Raw genomic sequence first — 23,045 nt, forward strand, 5'->3', positions numbered from 1 at the left:
TTCATGTATAGCAAAATTTTAGGTACTGGCAGCTACCTGCCATCTCAAGTGCGTACTAACGCAGACCTAGAGAAAATGGTAGATACAAGTGATGAGTGGATCGTAGCTCGTACTGGTATTAAAGAGCGTCGAATTGCAGCAGAAGACGAAACTGTTGCGGACATGGCATTCTACGCAGCTGAAAACGCTATCGATATGGCCGGCATTGATAAAAATGATATCGACCTAATTATCGTTGCTACCACGAGCAGTAGCCATACTTTCCCTTCATCTGCGTGTCAGGTGCAGGCAAAGCTTGGCATTAAAGGTTGTCCGGCTTTCGACTTAGCCGCTGCTTGTTCTGGTTTTGTGTACGCATTGTCTGTTGCGGATCAACATATCAAATCAGGTATGTGTAAAAACGTATTGGTGATTGGTGCAGATGCACTATCTAAAACGTGTGATCCAACTGACCGTTCAACGATCATTTTGTTTGGTGACGGTGCGGGTGCAGTTGTTGTTGGTGCAAGCCAAGAGCCTGGCATTATCTCTACGCATATCTACGCGGATGGCCAATTTGGTGATTTATTAAGTCTACCTGTACCAGAGCGTGGTAAAGATGTTGATAAATGGCTTCATATGGCTGGTAACGAAGTATTCAAAGTTGCGGTAACTCAACTGTCTAAACTCGTTAAAGATACGCTTGAAGCAAACGATATGCACAAGTCTGAGCTAGACTGGCTAGTGCCGCACCAAGCGAACTACCGTATTATTTCAGCGACGGCGAAAAAACTGTCAATGTCACTAGACCAAGTTGTTGTCACATTAGACAGGCACGGTAACACGTCGGCAGCGACAGTTCCGACGGCGCTTGATGAAGCGGTTCGTGATGGCCGTATTAAGCGTGGACAAACGTTGCTACTTGAAGCTTTCGGTGGCGGTTTCACATGGGGCTCTGCTCTGGTGAAATTCTAAGTTTCGCGAGAATTCAAAATTTAAGGTGCACTCACGTGCATCTTATTTCTTTTTACATTGCTTAAAGGAAAACAACATGAGCAAGTTTGCTATCGTATTTCCAGGTCAAGGTTCTCAAGCTGTAGGTATGCTTGCTGATCTAGGCGAACAATATGACGTAGTAAAACAAACATTTGCAGAAGCATCTGACGCACTAGGTTACGATCTATGGGCGCTTGTTCAAAATGGCCCTGCTGAAGATCTAAACCAAACTTTCCGTACTCAGCCTGCATTGCTTGCTTCTTCTGTCGCTATTTGGCGCGTATGGCAAGAGCTTGGTCTAGAACAACCAGCAAACCTAGCGGGTCACAGTCTCGGTGAATACTCAGCGCTTGTGTGCGCTGGCGTGATTGACTTTAAAGAAGCAATCAAATTGGTTGAACTACGTGGCAAGCTAATGCAAGAAGCGGTTCCTGCGGGTACTGGCGCAATGTATGCAATCATCGGTCTAGATGATGATGCGATTGCAAAGGCGTGTGAAGAAGCAGCGCAAGGCGATGTCGTTTCTCCAGTAAACTTCAATTCTCCTGGTCAAGTTGTTATCGCAGGTAGCAAAGATGCAGTAGAGCGCGCTGGCGCACTGTGTAAAGAAGCTGGCGCGAAACGTGCTCTTCCTCTTCCTGTGTCAGTGCCTTCACACTGCGCGTTAATGAAACCAGCAGCTGATAAACTAGCAGTAGCGCTAGAGTCTATCGAATTCAACACACCACAACTTCCAGTTATCAATAACGTTGATGTGGCAGCTGAAACTGATCCTGCAAAAATCAAAGACGCGCTTGTTCGTCAGCTATACAGCCCAGTTCGTTGGACTGAAAGCGTACAGCTAATGAGTGAACAAGGTGTAGAAAACCTTCTTGAACTTGGCCCGGGCAAAGTTCTGACAGGTCTAACAAAACGTATCGTGAAAACACTAAGTGCAGCAGCAGTTAACGATGTGGCGTCGTTAGAAGCCGCTAAATAATTCTTTCACGATAAGAAAAGGAAAACACAACATGATGAATCTAGAAGGTAAAATCGCTCTAGTGACTGGCGCAAGCCGTGGCATTGGTCGTGCGATTGCTGAGCTTCTTGTTGAACGCGGTGCCACCGTTATTGGTACCGCAACGTCTGAAAGCGGCGCGGCTGCGATCAGCGAATACCTAGGCGAAAATGGTAAAGGTTTAGCGCTTAACGTCACTGACGTTGAGTCTATTGAAGCAACACTAAAAACCATTAACGATGAGTTTGGTGCGATCGATATTCTAGTGAATAACGCAGGTATCGCTCGCGATAACCTACTAATGCGCATGAAAGACGATGAGTGGAACGACATCATCAACACAAACCTAACGCCTATTTACCGTATGTCTAAAGCGGTTCTGCGTGGAATGATGAAAAAACGCGCGGGTCGTATCATCAACGTAGGTTCTGTTGTAGGCACTATGGGTAATGCGGGTCAAACTAACTACGCAGCAGCAAAAGCGGGCGTGATTGGTTTTACCAAATCAATGGCTCGTGAAGTGGCTTCTCGTGGCGTAACTGTTAACACAGTTGCACCTGGTTTCATCGAAACTGACATGACTAAGGCGCTAAATGACGACCAACGAGCAGCAACGTTGGCGAACGTGCCAGCTGGTCGCTTGGGTGATCCTCGTGAAATTGCATCAGCAGTAGTTTTCCTAGCTTCACCTGAAGCCGCTTACATTACTGGTGAAACTTTGCATGTAAATGGTGGCATGTACATGGTTTAATGCACAGTTCGTGCAAATTTAGCTATTTTACATTGTGAAAAATAGCCTATAGTTGCAATTAACTGTCATGAACTTGTCATGCTTATGCGCAAGATTTGTGCATGATTTAAGTCAAAAATGTATTGAAATTCGGTTAAATTCGCTAATTTTGTGGTTTGACCAGCAAGGACCCCCTTGCAACTTTCAATAGTTCGAATAAACTACGGAATCATCGCATTAGGCGAAATCTGTAAAGGAAAAGAAAAATGAGCAACATCGAAGAACGCGTAAAGAAAATCATTGTTGAACAGCTAGGTGTAGACGAAGCAGAAGTTAAAAACGAAGCTTCTTTCGTTGATGATCTAGGTGCTGATTCTCTAGACACTGTAGAACTAGTTATGGCTCTAGAAGAGGAATTCGACACTGAGATTCCTGATGAAGAAGCTGAGAAGATCACTACTGTTCAAGCTGCAATCGACTACGTAAACAGCGCTCAGTAATTATCTCTCCCAGGCGGTCTCCTAGACCGCCTGTGTTCTTTCTAACTTCTTCTATCCTCTCATAGAAATATTCAATTCCCGGAGAATTATATCGTGTCCAAGCGTCGTGTAGTTGTCACTGGCATGGGTATGTTGTCACCGGTAGGCAACACAGTAGAATCATCTTGGAAAGCCCTGCTTGAAGGTAAAAGCGGTATCGTAAATATCGAACACTTCGATACTACGAACTTCTCAACTCGTTTTGCAGGTCTTGTTAAAGATTTCGATTGCACAGAGTACATGTCTAAAAAAGATGCTCGTAAAATGGATCTATTCATCCAGTACGGCATTGCAGCGGGTATCCAAGCGCTAGATGACTCTGGCTTACAAATTACCGAAGAAAACGCGCCTCGAGTTGGTGTTGCAATCGGCTCAGGTATTGGCGGCCTAGACCTCATTGAAACTGGTCACTCAGCACTGGTTGAGAAAGGTCCTCGCAAAGTTAGCCCATTTTTTGTTCCTTCGACCATCGTAAACATGGTTGCGGGTAACCTGTCTATCATGCGTGGTCTTCGTGGTCCAAACATCGCGATCTCTACTGCATGTACTACAGGTCTACATAACATTGGCCACGCTGCTCGTATGATTGCATACGGTGATGCAGAGGCGATGGTTGCTGGTGGTGCAGAGAAAGCTTCTACGCCTCTTGGTATGGCAGGCTTCGGTGCTGCTAAAGCACTTTCTACTCGCAATGACGAACCTCAAAAGGCATCTCGCCCATGGGATAAAGGCCGTGATGGCTTCGTTCTAGGTGATGGTGCTGGCGTGATGGTTCTTGAAGAATACGAACATGCGAAAGCACGTGGCGCTAAGATTTACGCTGAGCTAGTTGGCTTTGGTATGTCTGGTGATGCTTACCACATGACTTCACCAAGTGAAGATGGTTCAGGTGGTGCGTTAGCAATGGAAGCAGCAATGCGTGATGCGAACATCACGGGTACTCAAGTAGGTTACGTGAATGCTCACGGTACATCTACTCCTGCTGGCGACGTTGCTGAAATCAAGGGTGTGAAACGTGCTCTTGGTGAAGAAGGCGCAAAACAAGTTCTTGTTTCTTCAACTAAGTCAATGACTGGTCACCTATTGGGTGCTGCTGGTTCAGTTGAAGCTATCATCACGATTATGTCTTTGGTTGACCAAATCGTTCCACCAACGATTAACCTTGATGATCCAGAAGAAGGTCTAGACATTGACCTTGTGCCGCACACTGCGCGCAAAGTTGAAGGTATGGAATACGCAATCTGTAACTCGTTTGGCTTTGGTGGTACAAACGGTTCTTTGATCTTCAAAAAGTTCGCTGAGTAAAATCTCTAATAAGGTTTTAAGACCGCGAAACTTGTATTCTAACGGCTCGATGCTTAGCATTGAGCCGTTTTCTTTTATTTGTCGTCTGTAACCTAAGGGTGTTCTAATGTTTTGGGTAAATGGAGTTCCACAAACACAGGTTTCATTAGGTGACCGCTCTTTTCAATATGGAGACGGTTGCTTTACTACTATCCAGACTAAAAACGGCGAGCTAGAGTATTGGCAAGCGCATGTTGAACGTTTGGAAGCATGTCTCAAAACACTTCATATTCCTTTACCTGACTGGAGTATAGTTTCCGAGTGGGCTCACTTGGCTACCCTGAAAGATGAACACGCTGGAATCAAAATTCACATTAGCCGCGGAATCGGTGGAAGAGGGTATGGCACTAAGGGCATTGAGTGCCCAATGGTGACCATCTCGAACTTTGCATTTCCTGTCCATTATGTCGACTGGCAACAAAATGGGGTGAATCTGGGGGTATGCGAAACCCGTCTCGGAATTCAGCCTTTGCTGGCAGGGCATAAACACAACAATCGCTTAGAACAAGTGCTTGCGAAAGCTGAAATTGAGCACTCTAACTTTGCCGATGCAGTGACGTTAAATGTGCAAAATCATGTCATTGAAACTACAATGGCAAACCTTTTTTGGGTTAAAGATAACAAGGTTTATACGCCTAGCTTAAATTTGTCTGGCGTCGCAGGCGTGATGCGTCGTAAGGTGCTTGAATTTTTTGAGGCCAATAATACCGAAGTTGAAGTAGGGGACTTTTCTCTGATGGAACTGCTTTCTGCGGATGAAGTATGGATGTGCAACTCACTACTAGGTGTTGCACCTGTCACGAGCATTACAGCCTCCAATAACCACAAAACTGTCTTTCCGATAGGAAAACTGACTCAACGACTGCAAGGGAATTTAAATACGTGATTAAAAAACTGTTGGCTTTTGTTGTGCTGATCGCTGTGATAAGCGCAGCAGGGTTTTTTTACGTTGTTTCACAAACAAAGCAATACGTTAACTCGCCAATTTTAATTGAGCAACCTCAACTGTTCACTGTCGAAAACGGCACAAGCTTTCATCGTGTAATGCGCGATTTGGTGAAAGAGAACATCATAAAAGCGTCTGATTACACTCGCTTAATGCCCCATCTTTACCCAGAGCTTCTTCAAGTGCGAGCAGGCACTTACCAACTCGAGCCAAATGTATCGCTTTACGAGGCGTTAGAGCTACTCAATACAGGCAAAGAACATCAATTTGCCATCACGTTTGTTGAAGGTAGTCGTTTTTCTGAGTGGTTAGAGCAACTTCAAAGCGCACCGTATGTTGAACACGACCTTTCAGGGTTGTCAGAAAAAGAGATGGCACAGAAGCTTGGTATTGAACGTGATAAGCTTGAAGGCTTGTTTTTGGCTGAAACGTACCACTACACCGCTGGTGCAAGCGAAAGTCAGTTGCTAAAGCGTGCACATTCCAAATTAAATAAAATACTGGATGCGAACTGGTACGCTCGTCAGGAGAAGCTGCCTCTCAAAGACAAGTATGAAGCGCTGATCCTTGCCTCTATTATCGAAAAAGAAACGGCGATTGATTCAGAACGCGAACGTGTTGCTTCTGTGTTTGTTAACCGTTTGAATAAACGTATGCGACTTCAAACGGATCCGACCGTTATCTACGGAATGGGGGATGCTTACGATGGTAACATCCGTAAGAAAGACCTACGCACCCCAACACCATACAATACCTACGTTATTAATGGTTTGCCGCCGACACCTATTGCAATGGCCGGAGAAGCCTCTATTGAAGCTGCACTAAACCCAGAAAGCAGTGATTACTTATATTTTGTAGCAAGTGGGACGGGCGGACACGTTTTCTCGAAATCACTTGCTGAGCACAATCGTGCTGTTCGAGCCTATTTAAGAGAACTAAGAAAGAATAAATGATGAAAGCAAACTTTATTGTCGTAGAGGGCCTTGAAGGCGCAGGGAAAAGCACCGCGATTAAAACGGTTTTGGACACGCTCAAACAAGCGGGAATCGAAAACATCGTTAACACGCGTGAACCTGGTGGGACACCTCTTGCCGAGAAAATGCGCGCTTTAGTCAAGGAAGAGCATGAAGGCGAAGAGTTGAAAGACATGACAGAGTTGCTTCTGTTGTACGCCGCGCGTGTTCAACTGGTTGAGAATGTGATTAAGCCAGCGCTTGCAAACGGACAATGGGTCGTTGGCGATCGCCATGACTTGTCATCACAAGCTTACCAAGGTGGTGGCCGTCAAATTGATGCGTCACTCATGAAAAACCTTCGTGACACCACGTTGGGTGACTTTAAGCCCGCATTTACACTTTATATGGATATCGATCCTCGTATCGGTCTTGAGCGTGCTCGTGGTCGTGGCGAGCTAGACCGTATTGAAAAGATGGATATCAGCTTCTTTGAGCGCACTCGTGAGCGTTACTTGGAAATCGCTAATGCTGATCCGTCAATTGTTGTGATCAATGCAGAACAATCGATTGAAGAAGTGTCTCGTGATATTCAAGACGCCTTGAACGAATGGTTGTCTCGCCAGTAAGTAAAAAGCGAATATAGGTTACGCATGTTTAATGATTTTCCTTGGCTAAAGCCAGCATGGGAGAACCTCAAATCTGGGTTGGATTCAGATCGAATTCCTGGAGCTTTATTGCTGCAAAGTAATAAAGGCTTGGCAGTAGAAAAGCTTGTTGAGTTTTTTAGTCATGCACTTCTTTGTCAAAACTACAGCAGCGAAGCTTGTGGTTTCTGCCATAGCTGTCAACTGACGAAATCTCAAAGCCATCCAGATTTGCACTGGATTAGGCCAGAGAAAGAAGGCAAGGCGATTACGGTTGACCAAATTCGCGCTTGCAATCGTCTAGCTCATGAATCTTCTCAGCTGAATGGTTACCGTTTGTTTGTGATTGAGCCAGCCGATGCGATGAATGAATCCGCTTCTAATGCGCTGTTAAAAACGCTGGAAGAACCGGGCGAAAAATGTTTGTTTTTGCTGGTCACTCATAATCAAGAAAGATTGCTACCGACGATTCGTAGCCGATGCCAGCATTGGGTTGTGACGCCGCCTTCAACCGATCAAGCTATGCAGTGGATTGGGGAGCAAGGCTTGTCTAAAGTACCGGTTTTCGCGTTGAAACTGAATATGGGTTCTCCATTAAAAACGCTTGAATCGTTGAAAAATGGTGAGCTAGAGGAGTATTCGGCTTTCGAACGTTGTTTGGTTGAAACACTGTTATCTCCGACGTCTGATGTATCCAAATGTGCATCGTTAATGGCAAAAAATCCAGACCAAGCGCTGGATTGGGCATGGTTGTTATTGACGGATGCTCAGAAGGCGCAGTTTGGTGTTGTAGACGAAGGCATACTGCCTGGTGTCGCGAAATTTCAGCCCCATCATTACGATGGGTTGTATGCATCAACAAAGAAACTCATGGAGCTCAAAGCGCAAATGCAAACCTTTCCGGGTTTGAACCTTGAGCTACTATCAATGAACTGGTTAATTGAATCACGAGAGGCATTATGTTCGTAGATTCGCACTGTCATTTAGACAAATTGAATTACGATGATCTTCATATCAATATTGAAGACGTTATTAACAAAGCAAAGCAAGCTAACGTAAAAGAGCTGCTATCTGTAGGTGTTACGTTAGACTCATTTCCTAATATGTTGGAGATGATCGAACCTTACGAGAATGTGTACGCTTCTTGTGGTGTTCACCCATTGGATGTTGAGAGTGCGTTTTCCATGGAGACGTTGCGTCGCTATGCTAGCCACGAAAGAGTTGTTGCTATTGGCGAAACTGGATTGGACTACCACTACAAACCAGAAACAGCGGCACTTCAAAAAGAGCGTTTTGAGCAGCAGGTTGAGTTGGCGGTTGAACTGAACAAGCCACTAATTATCCACACCCGCAATGCGCGTGAAGATACATTGGACATTTTACGTAATGGTGGCGCGGATAAATGTGGTGGTGTCATTCATTGCTTTACTGAAGATCTTCCCTTTGCCGAAGCTGCTATGGATTTGGGTTTTTATATCTCGATTTCAGGCATCGTAACTTTTCGTCAAGCTACCGAGTTGAAAGAAGTGGTGAAAGCGTTGCCATTAGAGCGACTGTTGATTGAGACCGACTCACCATACTTGGCTCCAATTCCTCATCGAGGAAAAGAGAACCAACCGGCTTATGTTGTCGAGGTTGCCGCGTATATTGCGCAACTTAAGTCATGTGCACTGTCTGAAGTTGCGCATAAAACCACCGAAAACTTCCGAAATCTTTTTTTGCGATAAAAAATGACATCCGGTATTAAAAAGGAGCGAAAGCTCCTTTTTTTGTTTACAAATACGTCAGATGTACTCTTCATTTTAATGTTTACGAAAAATGTTGATTCAATAACATTCAAATTTCACAAATGTAATTTTGTTACTAAAAATAACATTGTTCTGTATTTTATTTACGCCTTAAAATTAATAATATAAATAATAAAACCTTTATAAAACAGTAATATAAGTTAAATGCAAACCTTTTCATTGACCGTTTTTGGGTGTGATCTAAGACTTGTTTTGAAACTAAATTTCGTAACTGTGTGGAAAGTTTGAGGGTCATCAATATATATTTAGAGCCGGAAAATATAATGCAGTTGTGGTTACATTTTCATTGGGTGCTAACCTTTAGGCTACGGGGGTGTGCCGTTAGTGCCCAAATAATACTTATAAATTTATCAGGAGCATAAACATGTTTAAGAACCTTTTTGCTAACCTGCAAAAAGTTGGTAAGGCGCTGATGCTTCCAGTATCAGTTTTACCAGTTGCAGGTATTTTACTAGGTGTTGGTGCTGCCCACCTAAGCTTTATTCCAGAGATCGTTTCTAACCTTATGGAACAAGCTGGTGGTTCAGTATTCGGCCAAATGGCACTTCTATTCGCTGTAGGTGTTGCACTAGGCTTCACAAACAACGATGGTGTAGCTGGTCTAGCTGCAATTGTTGGTTACGGCATCATGACTGCAACACTAGGTGTTATGGCTGGCGTAATGGGCGTTGAAAAAATCGATACAGGTGTACTAGGTGGTATCCTTGTCGGTGGTGTTGCTGCTTGGGCATTCAACCGTTTCTTCAAAATTCAACTTCCAGAATACCTTGGCTTCTTTGCTGGTAAGCGTGCAGTGCCAATCATCACTGGTTTTGCAGCGATCATCCTTGGTGTAATTCTTTCTGTAATTTGGCCACCAATCGGCGGTGCAATCTCTGCATTCTCTGACTGGGCTGCGCACCAAAACCCACAACTAGCATTCGGTATCTACGGTGTTGTTGAGCGTTCACTAATCCCATTCGGTCTACACCACGTTTGGAACGTACCTTTCTTCTTCGAAGCTGGTACTTGTGTTAACGCAGCAGGCGAAACTCAACACGGCGTTCTAACTTGTTACCTAGTTGCTGATGAAGCATCTCGTGCTGCTGGTAATGGCTTCGGTCAGCTAGCGGGTGGTTACATGTTCAAGATGTTCGGTCTACCAGCTGCAGCAATCGCGATTGCTCACTGTGCTAAACCTGAAAACCGCGCGAAAGTAATGGGTATCATGGCGTCAGCTGCTCTGACTTCATTCCTAACAGGTATTACTGAGCCAATCGAATTCTCATTCCTATTCGTTGCTCCTGTTCTATACGGTATCCACGCTCTACTAGCTGGTTCTGCATACATCGTTGCTAACACTCTAGGCTTTGTACACGGTACATCTTTCTCTCATGGTCTGATCGACTTCCTAGTACTATCTGGTAACGCTCAGAAGATGGGTCTGATGATCGCTGTTGGTCTAGTTTACGCAGTAATCTACTACGTAGTGTTCCGTGCAGTAATCACAGCTCTTGACCTAAAAACTCCTGGTCGTGAAGATGAAACTGAAGAAGCTGCGGCGACTTCTAGTTCAGACATGGCAGGTGAGCTTGTTGCAGCATTCGGCGGCAAAGCAAACATCACTGGTCTAGACGCATGTATCACTCGTCTACGTGTTGCTGTTGCAGATACTGCTGCGGTTGACCAAGACAAACTAAAACAACTTGGCGCTGCTGGTGTTGTAGTTGTTGCAGGTGGTGTTCAGGCTATCTTCGGTACTAAGTCTGACAACCTAAAAACTGAAATGGATGAGTGGATCCGTAACCACGGTTAATCCCCAACATTCATTGTTTTGAAAGGAGGCTAAGGCCTCCTTTTTTGTGTTTTGGATATCGCTGAATAACTTATTATCTATTGCCTACCTGACTTTCTTGCCGATATTTTTCACCTATTGGTTTCATAAGTACGACCTAGGCTCACCTTATTGAACCTTGTGATCTCAAACTCATCTTTACTTTTGTCGGCTTTTTCGTACAAACCGTTTACTCGCTGATGACATAACAAATATTGAACATGTTTGAATTATGCACGATGTTTTTTTAAGAATTGATAACGTGTATGAAGAATAAAATTATCTTAGCAGTGGGTCTTATTTCTAGCTCGGCAATGGCGGCTAACGAGCCTGCTAATCTGTCTGTCGGTATGGCAGTAGACCAGCAATTGAGCGTGGTTGTGGAAGTTGACAACAAGTATCGAGGTATCATTGGCAACGATGGCATGGCGTTCGACTATATTGCGAAGCGTGGTGCGTTTGACCAGAATATGCCAATCACTTGGTATGTCGGGGTTGGTGGCTGGTATGAGTGGGATGACGAATTTGGTATTCGTGTTCCACTTGGCGTGAACTGGGACCTATCGAAAGGGTGGGACGTTTATGCGCAGATCCATCCTGAGCTCGATCTCTATAAAGGCCCTGACTTACAGTTGGGTGGGGCAGTTGGTGTGAAATACAGCTTCTAGCTCTCAAATAAAAAATGCCGGCATAGATGCCGGCATTTTGTGTCTGACTACGACGGAATTTCAATCTTACTGTTTGTTCATCGCACGTTTAATGCAGATAGCTGCACCACCCCAAGTGATGCCCAAACCAAGAACCATCATAATGATTGCGCTAACGGTCATTTTACTGCCTCCTTGCGGTTTGCTGCGTTGATAAGTAAGCCAAAGATAAAGAGTGCGGCAATGATTGCCCAACCTAGAGTTAGATCGTAGCCACCATAGCCTTCTGTAAATAGAGCATAAAGCTTAGTTGCCAAGATGATTGCTAACATGATTGGTGTTACAAAGCGTAAACAAATCTCAAACCATTGGCCGATAGAGAAATCAGAACGCTCATTCACGTAGCCGCGTACTTCTGGTACACGGTTTAGCAACCAAGCCATCAATACGATTTCAATCAAGCCACCAACCATAATACCAACATTGTTTGCAAAGTGGTCGACTAAGTCTAGTAGCAGTAGGCCACCGTTGGTCGCAAATGCCATTGACACAACAAAGCCAGTACCGATTACCACATTTGCTGCTTTCTTACGGCTCCACTTTAACTTATCAATAATGGCTGACGTCACGGCTTCCATAATCGAAATGTGTGAACTTAGACCGGCCACAACAAGCGCAAAGAAGAACAGCGGGCCAAGAATGTAAGGCGCTGGTAATAGGTTAATTGCCGCAGGTAACGTCACAAAGGCAAGGCCTACGCCGGCAGAGACAACTTCTGTTAGTGGTTTACCTTGCTCTTGAGCCATGTAACCCAATACAGAGAAGATCATGATACCTGCAAGGATAGAGAAACCACAGTTGATCAGTACGGTCATAAAGGCGTTGTTTGTGATGTCAGACTTCTCAGGCAAGTAGCTTGAGTAGGCCAACATGATTGCAAAGCCGATACTTAGGGTAAAGAAGATTTGACCATACGCGGCAGCCCATACTTTTACGTCCCAAATCTTGCTGAAATCGGGTTCGAACATATAGTTCACACCATCGAGTGCACCTGGTAGGAATACCATGCGACCGATCAGAAATAGAACCATCAAGAATAGGATTGGCATCATGATTTTTGATGCGCGTTCGATGCCGGACTTAACGCCACTTGCAATGGCAATGTAAGTGACAGCCCAAGCAATGGTCATCGCTATAGCAATTTTCCATTGAATACCACCTAAGTTTGTTGGTGAGTTATCACCTAACTTTAGGTATTCGCTAAAGAAAAACGCGTTAGTGTCGGTTCCCCAACTTTGAGTAAACGACATACCAAAGTAAGAGATAGACCAACCAATTACCGCAACATAGTAAACGGCAATAACAGCAGCAACGCCAACTTGGAACCAGCCAAGCCATTCAAACTTCGAATGGATTTTTGCTAGTGTTTTCGGTGCTGAACCACGGTATTTTTGTCCCATACTGAACTCAAGGATCATGAATGGGATACCGGCAGTGATCATGGCAAAAAGGTAAGGAATAAAAAATGCGCCGCCACCGTTTTCGTAAGCCATGTATGGGAAACGCCAAATGTTACCCAACCCGATGGCTGACCCGACTGCTGCTAAGATGAACCCTGCACGGGATCCCCATTGTTCTCGCTTCATATCTGACTCCTATACGACTCCCTAAGGAATGAAGCTCTCTCAGTTGATCAGCAATCCCTGCTAAATTGTTAAAAGAAAGGACAACTGTTATCCGTCAGTTTTATGATCCTAAATTCTAACTTGTTATTAATTTGCAGAGTTATGTTTTGCCTAACGTAAGAGAAGTTAGAGATTAACTCTTATTATGTTGATGTGTGTTTGATAAAACTGAAATATTTATCTGTTTTCGTTATTCAGACTAACTTCTAATAATACAGAGCGCAATAGATTCTAAATGTTAACAGTAGTGTTTTGTGTGGTTTTAATGTTGTTAAATAGTGATAAAATAGGTGATCTGAAAGGTTGGTTAGGCGGTTTAGTGAAATAAATGACTGCTATATTGCTATTTGAATGGTCTTATGGACTATTTTTATCATTTAGGGCGTACGACTATCTTTTGCACACCCTATAGATAATGTTCCGGTTAATTTGCCTCAGTTAAAAGCGAAAACTAAAGCCTACGTTTGACTGAAATTGGTTCATCCAATCAGTATCGAATTTGATGATGCAGCTTGAACCATCTGATGGCAAAGTGCATGCACCAGATGTGTCATTATCTACGACCGTACCTAACCAGCGTACTTGTGCCGTTAGAGCAAAGTTTTTTGAAAATGCGTACTCTAACCCAGCAAAAGCACTGGCAGAAAAACCGTATTTTTTATCAGCCCAGTCGACGTCGGTGTAAGACCCGCCAACCCCCAACCCTACATAGCTTTGCCAACCTTCAGCGAGGGGATAGTAAATACTGCTTTGGAATTGTAAATAATGGATATCGGCGGAGTTCGACAACTCTTTGAGCTCTGTCGGTTGTGCAGAATAGAAAAGGCCGATTTTTCCCATTTCAAAAGGTGTTTCTATTGATAAGGCGTAACTGAGGGCAGGGTCTATGTCATAGGTGTTTTTGTTTTCATCTTCGACTTGCCCGCCGCCAGTGAAGCCAATAAATGGGGTTACGATAACATTTGCTTGCGCGCTCAATGCGCAGCTCATTAACATGCCCCCAACTAGCCAACTGAGTTTATTCTTCATGTCCTATCTCCTTATTATGACTAAGCTAATTGTGATGGCTTAGTCAAAATCGCGCGACTAAATTAACCAAATCTTGAACATGTTTCACACTGGTGTTATTAATTTGTTACAGGTCAAGGAGGCGTTTATGGAACACGATCTAAAATCCGCACTAATCATTGTCGTCAGTGTTTTCGCAGTGCTTTTGTCGTTCGGAATTATTGCGATTACGACGGCCTAACAATAAGCATCAGAAAACTGGCGTGAGCCGATGATACGTAACAGCGGTATAATCACCGAAAGCCATACAGAGCTCGATATAGAAGTTTATGAGCACTTTAGACATGGCAAAACTGCTCTAGTCACACAAGGAGGAGGGCAGCGAGGGATTTTTACCGCTGGAGTGTTGGATGCACTACTCCTTTCTAATTTCGATCCTTTCGATGAGTTTTACGGCACTTCTGCCGGTGCTCTAAACCTTTGCTCGTATTTATGTCGTCAACATGGCATGGGTAAAGCGTTCATTACCGAACTAACTACTTCTCCTGAGTTTTTTAATCTTTTCCGCTACATTCGTAAGCAACAATACTTGAGTCTTGAGTGGGCGCTAGAAAGAATCCAAGATTTTCCTTACAAACTTGATCTCGATTTAGGGCGTAAGACCTTGGCTGGAAGAGGAGCGTTTGCAGCCGTTACGAACGTGGAAAATTTATCCGATCAGTATTTGCCGATTCTTGGGGATGATTGGTTCCACACCATGCTAGCCACGTGTGCGATTCCTAAGTTGTACCATGGCCCTGTCGATGTAAATGGGCAAAAGTTTGTGGATGGTGGTGTATCAGCCTCGATTCCGGTTCAAGAAGCGTGGCGACAAAATGCGCGCAACATTATTGTGATTCGCACAGAACCCTTCTCTGAGATAGAGGCGAGGGCGCAAAGTGAAATCGGAGACGTGCCAGTAGAATGGTATCGCGAATCCATAAACTCGGTGCAGCAATCTTGGCAACAAAAAGTCAGCCAATGGAAGTCTGACTGGACGTCTTTCTTCCAACAAAAAATTAATACTGCGCACCAGTCTAAGTTAACTGGGAAAATGCTTCTCAACGGTGGTCGTTGGTTATTTGGTGCTGATAATTTGTATCGATTAAGCCATTTGATTGGTGAGAATTTTGATTCTGGCTTGGCCGATATGCTGATGATTCACTATCAGACCTTTGAGCTAACGCAGGCGTTTTTATCAAACCCACCGGACGACACGTTTATTTTGCAAATTGCGCCCAAAGAGGGCTTGAAATCTTCTTCACTCCTGAGTGAACCAGAAGCGTTAGAACATGATTATCAATTGGGCTTGCAAGCCGGGTTTAATCTGGTTCAGTTATACGATCAACTGAATATGGACCTTGAAGGTAGAGAAAGTGCTTAAGCTAGCGTAAGTCACCTAAGCGATAAACTAAAAAGGGCTCCACTGGAGCCCTTAGCATTTCTATTACGTTAGACTGGCAGAATACGCATGCAGTTGGTTGAACCAACGACGTCCATCACGTCACCTTGAGTGATGATCACTAAGTCACCTTCATGTAGGTAACCTTGATCTTTGAGGCTGGAAATTGCGGCTTGAGCGGTTGGTAAGCCCGCATCGCATTTCGCATCAAAGTACACTGGCGTCACGCCACGATATAACGCTGCGCGGTTGAGCGTCGATTCGTTACGCGATAAAGCAAAAATCGGCAAACCCGAGCTTAGGCGTGACATCATCAAAGCAGTTCTTCCTGATTCTGTTAATGCAATCATCGCTTTGATGCCTTCCATGTGGTTCGCTGAGTACATGGTTGCCATTGCAATGGTCTCTTCTGCTGTTTCAAAGGTGCGGTCGAGACGGTAGGTCGATAGACTTGCTTCAGACATCTTTTCTGCGCCAATACAGACATCCGCCATTGATTTCACGGTCTCTACCGGATATTGACCGGCAGCGGTCTCTCCAGACAGCATCACGGCATCGGTGCCATCCAAAACGGCGTTTGCTACGTCCATGACTTCTGCACGCGTTGGCATTGGGCTATTGATCATCGATTCCATCATTTGAGTTGCAGTAATGACAACGCGGTTCAAACTTCGAGCTCGACGAATGAGTTTTTTCTGAACACCGATCAGCTCAGGATCGCCAATCTCAACGCCTAAATCGCCGCGAGCAACCATCACGACGTCAGAAGCTAGGATGATATCGTCAATCGACTCGCTCGTGGCGACGGTTTCTGCACGTTCTACTTTTGCGACGAGTTTTGCTTCTAAGCCGGCATCCCGGGCCAAGCGTCTGGCATAGTGCATGTCCTCGCCATTGCGTGGGAAAGAAATGGCCAAATAGTCGACCTTAATTTCTGCGGCTGTGATGATGTCAGCTTTGTCTTTTTCCGTGAGTGCATCGGCTGATAAGCCACCGCCTTTTTTGTTGATGCCCTTGTTGTTGGATAATGGACCACCAACGGTCACACGGGTATGGACTTTATTTCCTTCTACGCTGGTGACTTGCAATTGAACTCTGCCATCATCAAGCAGTAGAATGTCGTTCGGTGAAACATCTTGAGGCAGTTCTTTGTAATCCAAACCAACGGATTCTTGGTTCCCTTCGCCTTTTGGTAAGTCGCTATCTAGTGTGAATTTATCGCCGACTTTGAGTGTGATTTTACCGTCTTTAAAGGTCGAAACACGAATTTTAGGTCCCTGTAAATCGCCAAGAATGGCAACCTGACGCCCTAATCTTGCGGCAATCGCGCGTACTTTTTTAGCGCGTTGAATGTGGTCTTCACTTGTACCGTGAGAAAAGTTCATACGAACGACGTTCGCACCAGCTTTAATGATCTCCTCCAGCACATTGTCTTTATCAGTTGAAGGGCCAAGAGTGGTGACAATTTTCGTTCTTCTTAATTTGGAAGTCATAGATTCTCCGAAGAATGCAGGTGTAGGACAAAGTAACTCAAATTTTATTCTTACTTAATCTAACCACTGTCGAGGTCAGTATTTTCTAAGCTCGATGCCAGTTAGGTATAAGTATATGCACAGATTGTTTGCATGAAGAGTGGCACTCGCTAAAACAGACGGATAATACATAGAGGACTAACGAGTTAGCGAAAACCTCTTTGTAGGGATGCTCTGTGGTCGCTTATGTTGCTCTCCTAATTTGAAGAATAAAATAAGTTATTTTTCAAACAATTTAACAGGAGTAGATTTCCCGTTATTTGATTGAATACACAAACAAACATGTTTATACGTGATGCTTGTCACGGGGATTTATTAATTCACTTCACAATTACTTCGCAAAGTAAAAAAATTGTCTCGTTATAGAATTTCGGAGTGCAAGATGTACATGGCTCAACCGGGCCATATTGATCATATCAAACAGGTCAATGCTGGTCGTGTATATAAACTTATTGACCTAAAAGGTCCAATTTCTCGAATTGATTTGTCGAAGCAAAGTGAGCTTGCGCCTGCGAGTATCACCAAAATCACTCGAGAATTAATCGAAGCACACTTGATTCATGAAACTACCGTACAAGAGGCGACAAGTCGTGGTCGTCCTGCCGTAGGCCTACAAGTTAACAACGAAGGTTGGCAGTTTCTGTCGATGCGTTTAGGTCGTGGCTATCTGACTATTGCTCTGCATGAGTTGGGTGGCGATGTCTTGATCGATACCAAAATCGAAATTCATGAACGTGACCAAGACGATGTTCTTGAGCGTCTGCTCTACGAAATTGACGACTTTTTTCAGACGTATGCTGATCAACTAGATCGCGTTACTAGCATCGCGATTACGCTTCCAGGCCTTGTAAACTCTGAGCAGGGCGTGGTGCTACAAATGCCTCACTATAACGTCGAAAACCTTGCTTTAGGGCCAGAGATTTACAAAGCGACGGGTTTGCCGGTCTTTATTGCCAACGATACGCGTGCTTGGGCTTTAGCTGAAAAGCTCTTTGGTCATTCCCAAGAAAATGACAACTCTGTTCTTATTTCGATTCACCATGGTTTAGGCGCCGGTATCATTCTTGATGGGCGAGTTCTTCAAGGCCGCCACGGTAATATCGGTGAACTAGGGCATATTCAAATTGATCCCAACGGGAAGCGATGTCACTGTGGCAACATTGGTTGCTTAGAGACGGTTGCCAGCTCGCAAGCGATTCGTGAAGAAGTGGTGAGACGCATCTCTGAAGGTGAAGCCTCTATTCTTGCGGATCAAGAAGAGATGAGTATCGAAAGTATCTGTGAAGCCGCGGCAAATGGCGATCCTCTCGCGGTTGATGTGATTGAAAAATTGGGACGCTATTTAGGTTCTGCAATTGCTATCGTGATCAACTTGTTTAACCCAGAAAAGATTTTGATTGGTGGGGTAATTAACCAAGCGAAAGAGGTGCTTTATCCAGCCGTTCGCCGTTGTATTGAAGAACAAAGCTTGCCTGTTTATCACCAAGATCTTGAGCTGGTGGAATCTCGCTTTTATAAACAAGCGACGATGCCGGGCGCTGCGCTGATAAAACAAGCTCTGTATGATGGGCAGTTGTTAATGAAGGTGGTGGAAGGTTAATCACTTCTTTCTATCTTTAATTTGATTTAGGGTGTGGCTCAAGAGCGCACCCTTTTTTGATCTTAAAAAGCCATCAAATGACGAATCTGAGCAGCAGTGCATTGCTATGTGCACGTCATTGATGTAATTTGCACTTATATCTAATTTGGCTCATGATGTTAAACGTATCAAGCTAACGTATTGAGTTTACTTAGATATCTATACACTCATTAAAAAACGTCGCCTTGTATTCTCAGCAAGGTTTCCAATAAAGAGTGAAAAATAATCGTTCAGAATTTAGGTAGTAGTATGTCCGGAGTTTTAAATACGGTTGATCAGCGTACGAACTTAGTGGGTGAAAACCGACTGGAACTTTTGCTGTTCACGTTAAACAGTCGTCAGTTATTTGCGATTAATGTGTTCAAAGTGAAAGAGGTGATAAAGCTTCCGCCGTTGACTAAGCTGCCTGGCTCACACTACAACATCCGTGGTGTTGCTTCTCTTCGAGGTGAAGCTGTACCTGTGATTGATTTGCGTTGTTCGATTGGTTTTCCTCCTCTTCGTGGAGAAGCGGAAGAAGAAAACTTGATCGTGACGGAATATAACCGTTCGGTGCAGGGTTTCCTTGTTGGTCCGGTACGTAACATCATCAATACCGCATGGACTGAAATTCAGCCGCCGCCATCGACTTCTGGACGCTCTAACTACCTCACAGCTATCACCCAAGTGAAAGATGGTGATACTTCTCAAATCGTTGAGATTATTGACGTTGAGAAAGTGTTGGCGGAAATCGTTCATTATGATGTCACTATCTCAGAAGATATCTTAGATCACGACTTATCGCAGTCGATGGTTGGACGTAACGTTCTTATCGTAGACGACTCTTCGACAGCAAGAAACCAAGTACGTGACACCCTTTCTCAATTGGGTATGAACATCATCGAGTGCCGAGATGGTTTAGAGGCATTAACGGTGCTCAAACGTTGGTGTGATGAAGGTCGTGACGTTGAAAAAGAGCTGTTAATGATGATCACGGACGCTGAAATGCCAGAGATGGATGGTTACAAATTGACTCACGAAGTCCGTAGCGATCCTCGTATGTCGAAGTTGTTCATCACGTTGAACACGTCACTCAGCGGTAGCTTTAACGAGGCGATGGTGCAAAAGGTAGGCTGTGATCGTTTTATCTCAAAATTCCAGCCAGATTTGTTAGTTGAAGTAGCACAAGATCGTTTGCGTCAGGTGCTTTCTACAAACGCCTAACTCATCAATGAATGTAAACAAAGGGAGGGTAACCTCCCTTTGTTGTATCTACTCATTCTTAATGAAAGTCACGAGACTTACTCTGCAAGTTGGATAAGTAATGAGTACAGTCAATCAATTTACCCGCAATGACGTGGATGACTTCTCCCTCTCTTTCCAAAATACCTTTTACCATCAATATTTTTGAGGTGAGGTAAGCTTGCTTTTGCGCTCTTGCCGTCGCGCTCCATACCACAACGTTAATGTTGCCAGTATCATCTTCTAAGGTGAAAAATGTAACGCCTGCTGCAGTGCCTGGGGACTGCCTTCCGGTGACGACACCTGCCACTGTCACAAGCGACTTATGCTCTTTATCAACCAATTGTTTCATACGCGTAAAGCGAGGAAGTATTCCCGCTTCTTCTAGCAGAGTAATTGGGTGCCGGTTCAGCGAAAGACCTGTACTGGCATAGTCTTCAATAAGGCTTTCATATTCAGATGGCTGTGCTTGATAGCTAACGCTTGGCTCTTCGATATGATGAAACAAAGGCAAATCGGACAGTGAATCCATCGCTGCCCAACGTGCGTTATAACGGTTACCCGATAAGATCTGAAAGGCATTTGCAGAAGCTAATAATTCGATATCACGACGACTTCTCAAGATTTGTTTGACCTCTTGTATTGAGTGATAGCCCGTTTTTGGTCGTCGTTCGACTAAGCGAGTCGCGCTTTCCTCATTAAAGCCTTTAACCAATCGAAAGCCCAGTTGCACACCGAGTCGGCCATTGGAGCGTTGAATCAAATGATGCTGGTAATAGGAGTGATTGACACAGATAGGCAGAACTTCGACGCCGTGACGACGAGCGTCTTGCACCAATTGAGAAGGGCTGTAAAACCCCATTGGCTGGCTGTTTAACAGTGCCGTATAAAACTCTGCGGGATAGTAGTATTTTAGCCATGCCGAGCAATACGCCAAAACGGCGAAAGACGCTGAATGACTTTCTGGAAATCCGTATTCACCAAAGCCACAAATTTGTTCAAAAATGCGCTCCGCAAATGCTAAGTCGTAACCTCGCTCTTGCATGCCATTGAGCAGCTTAGGCTTAAACTTGGCTAAATCACCATTCTTTTTCCATGACGCCATGGCTCGACGAAGTTGATCGGCCTCGCCACCACTAAACCCCGCAGCGACCATGGCAAGTTTGATGACTTGTTCTTGGAAGATAGGCACGCCCATGGTTCTTTCTAAAACGCTTTTCACTGCTTCTGATGGATAGCTGACAGGCTCTTCGCCGTTGCGCCTTTTCAAAAACGGGTGAACCATGTCGCCTTGAATCGGCCCTGGGCGTACGATCGCGATTTGAATAACTAAGTCGTAATAACAAGCTGGTTTTAAGCGAGGCAGCATGCTCATTTGCGCGCGAGATTCGATTTGAAAAACGCCAACGGTGTCTGCTTTTTGGAGCATGCGATATACATGAGGATCATCTTGTCGGCGAGTGATCTCAGCAATTGAAAGTGATCGCTGATGGTGTTTCTCAATTAATTGAAAGCATTTACGGATAGCATTGAGCATCCCGAGCGCCAATACATCGACTTTCAGAAGCTCTAAGCTTTCGAGATCGTCCTTATCCCATTGAATGATAGTTCGATCTTCCATTGCTGCATTTTCAACGGGCACCAATTCATATAATGGACCAGATGAAATCACGAAGCCGCCGACATGCTGAGAAAGATGACGAGGAAAACCAATGATCTCATTCACCAGTTGGATAAACTGCTGACCTTTGAGCGATTCCGGTTGCAAACCAAGCTCAATAATTTGTGCTTGCCAACCTTGGCTACGATCTCGGCGGTTAACATTTTTGATGAAAAAATCCAATTGGGTCTCTTCAATACCTAACGCTTTTCCGACCTCACGTACCGCACTTTTGAAGCGATAACTGATCACTGTTGCGGCAAGAGCGGCACGTTCACGTCCGTATTTTTTATAAATGTATTGAATGACTTCTTCACGGCGCTCGTGTTCGAAGTCAACGTCGATATCTGGTGGCTCTTTGCGTTCCTTACTGATAAATCGTTCGAACAAGACAGAGACTTGTCTTGGATCGACGGCGGTGATTTCTAAGCAGTAACACACGACGGAATTCGCCGCTGATCCTCGGCCTTGATAAAGAATGCCTTGCTGTTTAGCAAACATGACGATGTCATGAATGGTTAAAAAGTAATAATGGTACTTGAGGTCTTCTATCAACCTCAGTTCGTTTTCGATGGTTTGGTTGATGTCCTCTGGCACGCCTTCAGGAAAGCGACGCTCTTTACCTTGTTCCACCAACATTCGTAAGTAAGAATTTGGTGTATAGCCATTAGGAATCAGTTCTGTAGGGTATTCGTATTTCAGATCAGACAATTTGAATTCGCACAAATCCGCGATGTACTTACTTTCCTCTAGCCACTCTGGTTTGTAGATACGAACCAACTTATTCAGTGGTCGTAATGCGCGTTCAGCATTAGAAAGACGTTCAAAGCCCAGCTTATCAACACTGCAACCATGCTTAATGGCGGTGAGTATATGTTGTAAAGGCAGGCGCTCAGCCGTGTGCATGAGTACGCCGCCACAAGCTGTAATAGGCAGTTGCAATTCGTGAGCTAGCTTCTCGCAGTGATTTGTGTAGGCATCATCGTCGCCACCAAGATGACGTTGAATCGCAACCCATAGTCGATTGTTATGGTGTTGATTGAGCCAGCGCCCCCAGTAATGGTCACTCGCTTGATGGGTAGGAAGCCACAATACTAAGCAGTGACGAATCGACATCAGATCCCACTCAGAAAGCTGATAACTGCCTTTTTCGCTGCGTCGTCTCGCGTTAGTGATGATACGGCACATCTCAGCATAAGCTTTACGGCAGGGGCAAAGTAGGACTATTTGGCACTCTTCGTTGAGCCAGAACATGCTGCCGACGATCTGTTTGATATCAAGTTTATGCTGTTCAATCGTTGCATGGGCTTTGACCACGCCAGCGACCGAGCACTCATCAGTAATCGCGATGGCATGGTAGCGATAAAAAGCCGCTTGCAACACAAGCTCTTCTGCATGAGAAGCGCCAGTGAGGAAAGAGAAATTAGACTGACAAAATAATTCTGCGTAACTCATAACAA

General features: G+C 44.6%; 21 protein-coding genes. 16 read left to right on the plus strand and 5 right to left on the minus strand.

What is annotated here, in order from left to right; all coding sequences use genetic code 11:
- Positions 1-3: 3 nt before the first annotated feature.
- The 12 genes from NL646_RS12235 (at position 4) to NL646_RS12290 (ending at position 11,420) form a co-directional block, all read left to right on the plus strand.
- A complete protein-coding gene (locus NL646_RS12235) occupies positions 4-954 on the plus strand; it encodes a beta-ketoacyl-ACP synthase III (RefSeq protein WP_005490641.1) in 951 nt (316 codons plus the stop codon).
- Between the two features lie 76 nt (positions 955-1,030).
- Complete coding sequence (fabD, locus tag NL646_RS12240; RefSeq protein ID WP_015297035.1) at positions 1,031-1,954, plus strand: ACP S-malonyltransferase; 924 nt, start codon at positions 1,031-1,033, stop codon at positions 1,952-1,954.
- 34 nt (positions 1,955-1,988) lie between these two features.
- On the plus strand, positions 1,989-2,723 hold the full coding sequence (fabG, locus tag NL646_RS12245; protein WP_253664318.1) for a 3-oxoacyl-ACP reductase FabG: 735 nt from the start codon (positions 1,989-1,991) through the stop codon (positions 2,721-2,723).
- 245 nt (positions 2,724-2,968) lie between these two features.
- Positions 2,969-3,202 carry an acyl carrier protein gene (acpP, locus tag NL646_RS12250; protein WP_004406112.1) on the plus strand — a complete coding sequence of 78 codons (234 nt, stop codon included), beginning with the start codon at positions 2,969-2,971 and terminating at the stop codon, positions 3,200-3,202.
- Between the two features lie 93 nt (positions 3,203-3,295).
- The gene (fabF, locus tag NL646_RS12255) at positions 3,296-4,546 is read left to right on the plus strand and encodes a beta-ketoacyl-ACP synthase II (RefSeq protein WP_031815438.1); all 1,251 of its coding nucleotides are present in this window, start codon (positions 3,296-3,298) and stop codon (positions 4,544-4,546) included.
- 106 nt (positions 4,547-4,652) lie between these two features.
- Positions 4,653-5,471 carry an aminodeoxychorismate lyase gene (pabC, locus tag NL646_RS12260; protein ID WP_025532769.1) on the plus strand — a complete coding sequence of 273 codons (819 nt, stop codon included), beginning with the start codon at positions 4,653-4,655 and terminating at the stop codon, positions 5,469-5,471.
- Entirely contained in the window at positions 5,468-6,484 is a 1,017-nt protein-coding gene (gene mltG, locus NL646_RS12265; RefSeq protein ID WP_253664277.1) for an endolytic transglycosylase MltG, read from the plus strand. The genes pabC and mltG overlap by 4 nt, the downstream gene beginning before the upstream one ends.
- Entirely contained in the window at positions 6,481-7,113 is a 633-nt protein-coding gene (gene tmk, locus NL646_RS12270) for a dTMP kinase (protein ID WP_005490472.1), read from the plus strand. Before mltG ends, tmk begins: the two co-directional genes overlap by 4 nt.
- Positions 7,114-7,137: 24 nt before the next feature.
- Positions 7,138-8,100 carry a DNA polymerase III subunit delta' gene (locus NL646_RS12275; RefSeq protein WP_253664278.1) on the plus strand — a complete coding sequence of 321 codons (963 nt, stop codon included), beginning with the start codon at positions 7,138-7,140 and terminating at the stop codon, positions 8,098-8,100.
- Positions 8,091-8,858 carry a TatD family hydrolase gene (locus tag NL646_RS12280; RefSeq protein ID WP_017448366.1) on the plus strand — a complete coding sequence of 256 codons (768 nt, stop codon included), beginning with the start codon at positions 8,091-8,093 and terminating at the stop codon, positions 8,856-8,858. Before NL646_RS12275 ends, NL646_RS12280 begins: the two co-directional genes overlap by 10 nt.
- A gap of 445 nt (positions 8,859-9,303) precedes the next feature.
- Positions 9,304-10,734: a PTS glucose transporter subunit IIBC gene (gene ptsG, locus NL646_RS12285; RefSeq protein WP_005453963.1), complete on the plus strand. Its 1,431-nt coding sequence runs from the start codon at positions 9,304-9,306 to the stop codon at positions 10,732-10,734.
- Positions 10,735-11,018: 284 nt separating this feature from the next.
- Complete coding sequence (locus NL646_RS12290; protein ID WP_005453959.1) at positions 11,019-11,420, plus strand: hypothetical protein; 402 nt, start codon at positions 11,019-11,021, stop codon at positions 11,418-11,420.
- Between the two features lie 66 nt (positions 11,421-11,486).
- Here NL646_RS12290 and NL646_RS12295 read toward each other — a convergent pair whose 3' ends face one another.
- The 3 genes from NL646_RS12295 to NL646_RS12305 form a co-directional block, all read right to left on the minus strand.
- Positions 11,487-11,582 (minus strand): MetS family NSS transporter small subunit, encoded by a 96-nt coding sequence (locus NL646_RS12295; protein ID WP_005494570.1) that lies wholly within the window; start codon positions 11,580-11,582, stop codon positions 11,487-11,489.
- The gene (locus NL646_RS12300; RefSeq protein WP_005453956.1) at positions 11,579-13,045 is read right to left on the minus strand and encodes a sodium-dependent transporter; all 1,467 of its coding nucleotides are present in this window, start codon (positions 13,043-13,045) and stop codon (positions 11,579-11,581) included. The genes NL646_RS12295 and NL646_RS12300 overlap by 4 nt, the downstream gene beginning before the upstream one ends.
- Positions 13,046-13,522: 477 nt before the next feature.
- On the minus strand, positions 13,523-14,113 hold the full coding sequence (locus NL646_RS12305) for an outer membrane beta-barrel protein (protein WP_005494573.1): 591 nt from the start codon (positions 14,111-14,113) through the stop codon (positions 13,523-13,525).
- A 127-nt stretch (positions 14,114-14,240) separates the two neighbouring features.
- On the opposite strand from NL646_RS12305, the gene NL646_RS12310 reads away from it, so the two are divergent.
- Together NL646_RS12310 and NL646_RS12315 are read left to right on the plus strand one after the other, a co-directional pair.
- Positions 14,241-14,333, plus strand: coding sequence for a YnhF family membrane protein (locus tag NL646_RS12310; protein WP_005494575.1), 93 nt, complete (start codon positions 14,241-14,243; stop codon positions 14,331-14,333).
- Positions 14,334-14,363: 30 nt separating this feature from the next.
- Complete coding sequence (locus NL646_RS12315) at positions 14,364-15,515, plus strand: patatin family protein (RefSeq protein WP_005453952.1); 1,152 nt, start codon at positions 14,364-14,366, stop codon at positions 15,513-15,515.
- A gap of 68 nt (positions 15,516-15,583) precedes the next feature.
- Here NL646_RS12315 and pyk read toward each other — a convergent pair whose 3' ends face one another.
- Positions 15,584-17,026: a pyruvate kinase gene (gene pyk, locus NL646_RS12320; RefSeq protein WP_005453949.1), complete on the minus strand. Its 1,443-nt coding sequence runs from the start codon at positions 17,024-17,026 to the stop codon at positions 15,584-15,586.
- Positions 17,027-17,447: 421 nt separating this feature from the next.
- Between pyk and NL646_RS12325 the strand changes: the two genes are divergently transcribed.
- Positions 17,448-18,665, plus strand: coding sequence for an ROK family protein (locus NL646_RS12325; protein ID WP_021453636.1), 1,218 nt, complete (start codon positions 17,448-17,450; stop codon positions 18,663-18,665).
- 288 nt (positions 18,666-18,953) lie between these two features.
- A complete protein-coding gene (locus tag NL646_RS12330) occupies positions 18,954-19,907 on the plus strand; it encodes a chemotaxis protein CheV (RefSeq protein WP_005494587.1) in 954 nt (317 codons plus the stop codon).
- Between the two features lie 58 nt (positions 19,908-19,965).
- On the opposite strand, the gene NL646_RS12335 is transcribed toward NL646_RS12330, so the two are convergent.
- Positions 19,966-23,040 carry an error-prone DNA polymerase gene (locus NL646_RS12335; protein WP_253664279.1) on the minus strand — a complete coding sequence of 1,025 codons (3,075 nt, stop codon included), beginning with the start codon at positions 23,038-23,040 and terminating at the stop codon, positions 19,966-19,968.
- Positions 23,041-23,045: the final 5 nt, after the last annotated feature.

It is taken from the genome of Vibrio sp. Y20_XG_PY13 (genome assembly GCF_024181925.1).
Lineage (GTDB): Bacteria > Pseudomonadota > Gammaproteobacteria > Enterobacterales > Vibrionaceae > Vibrio > Vibrio parahaemolyticus.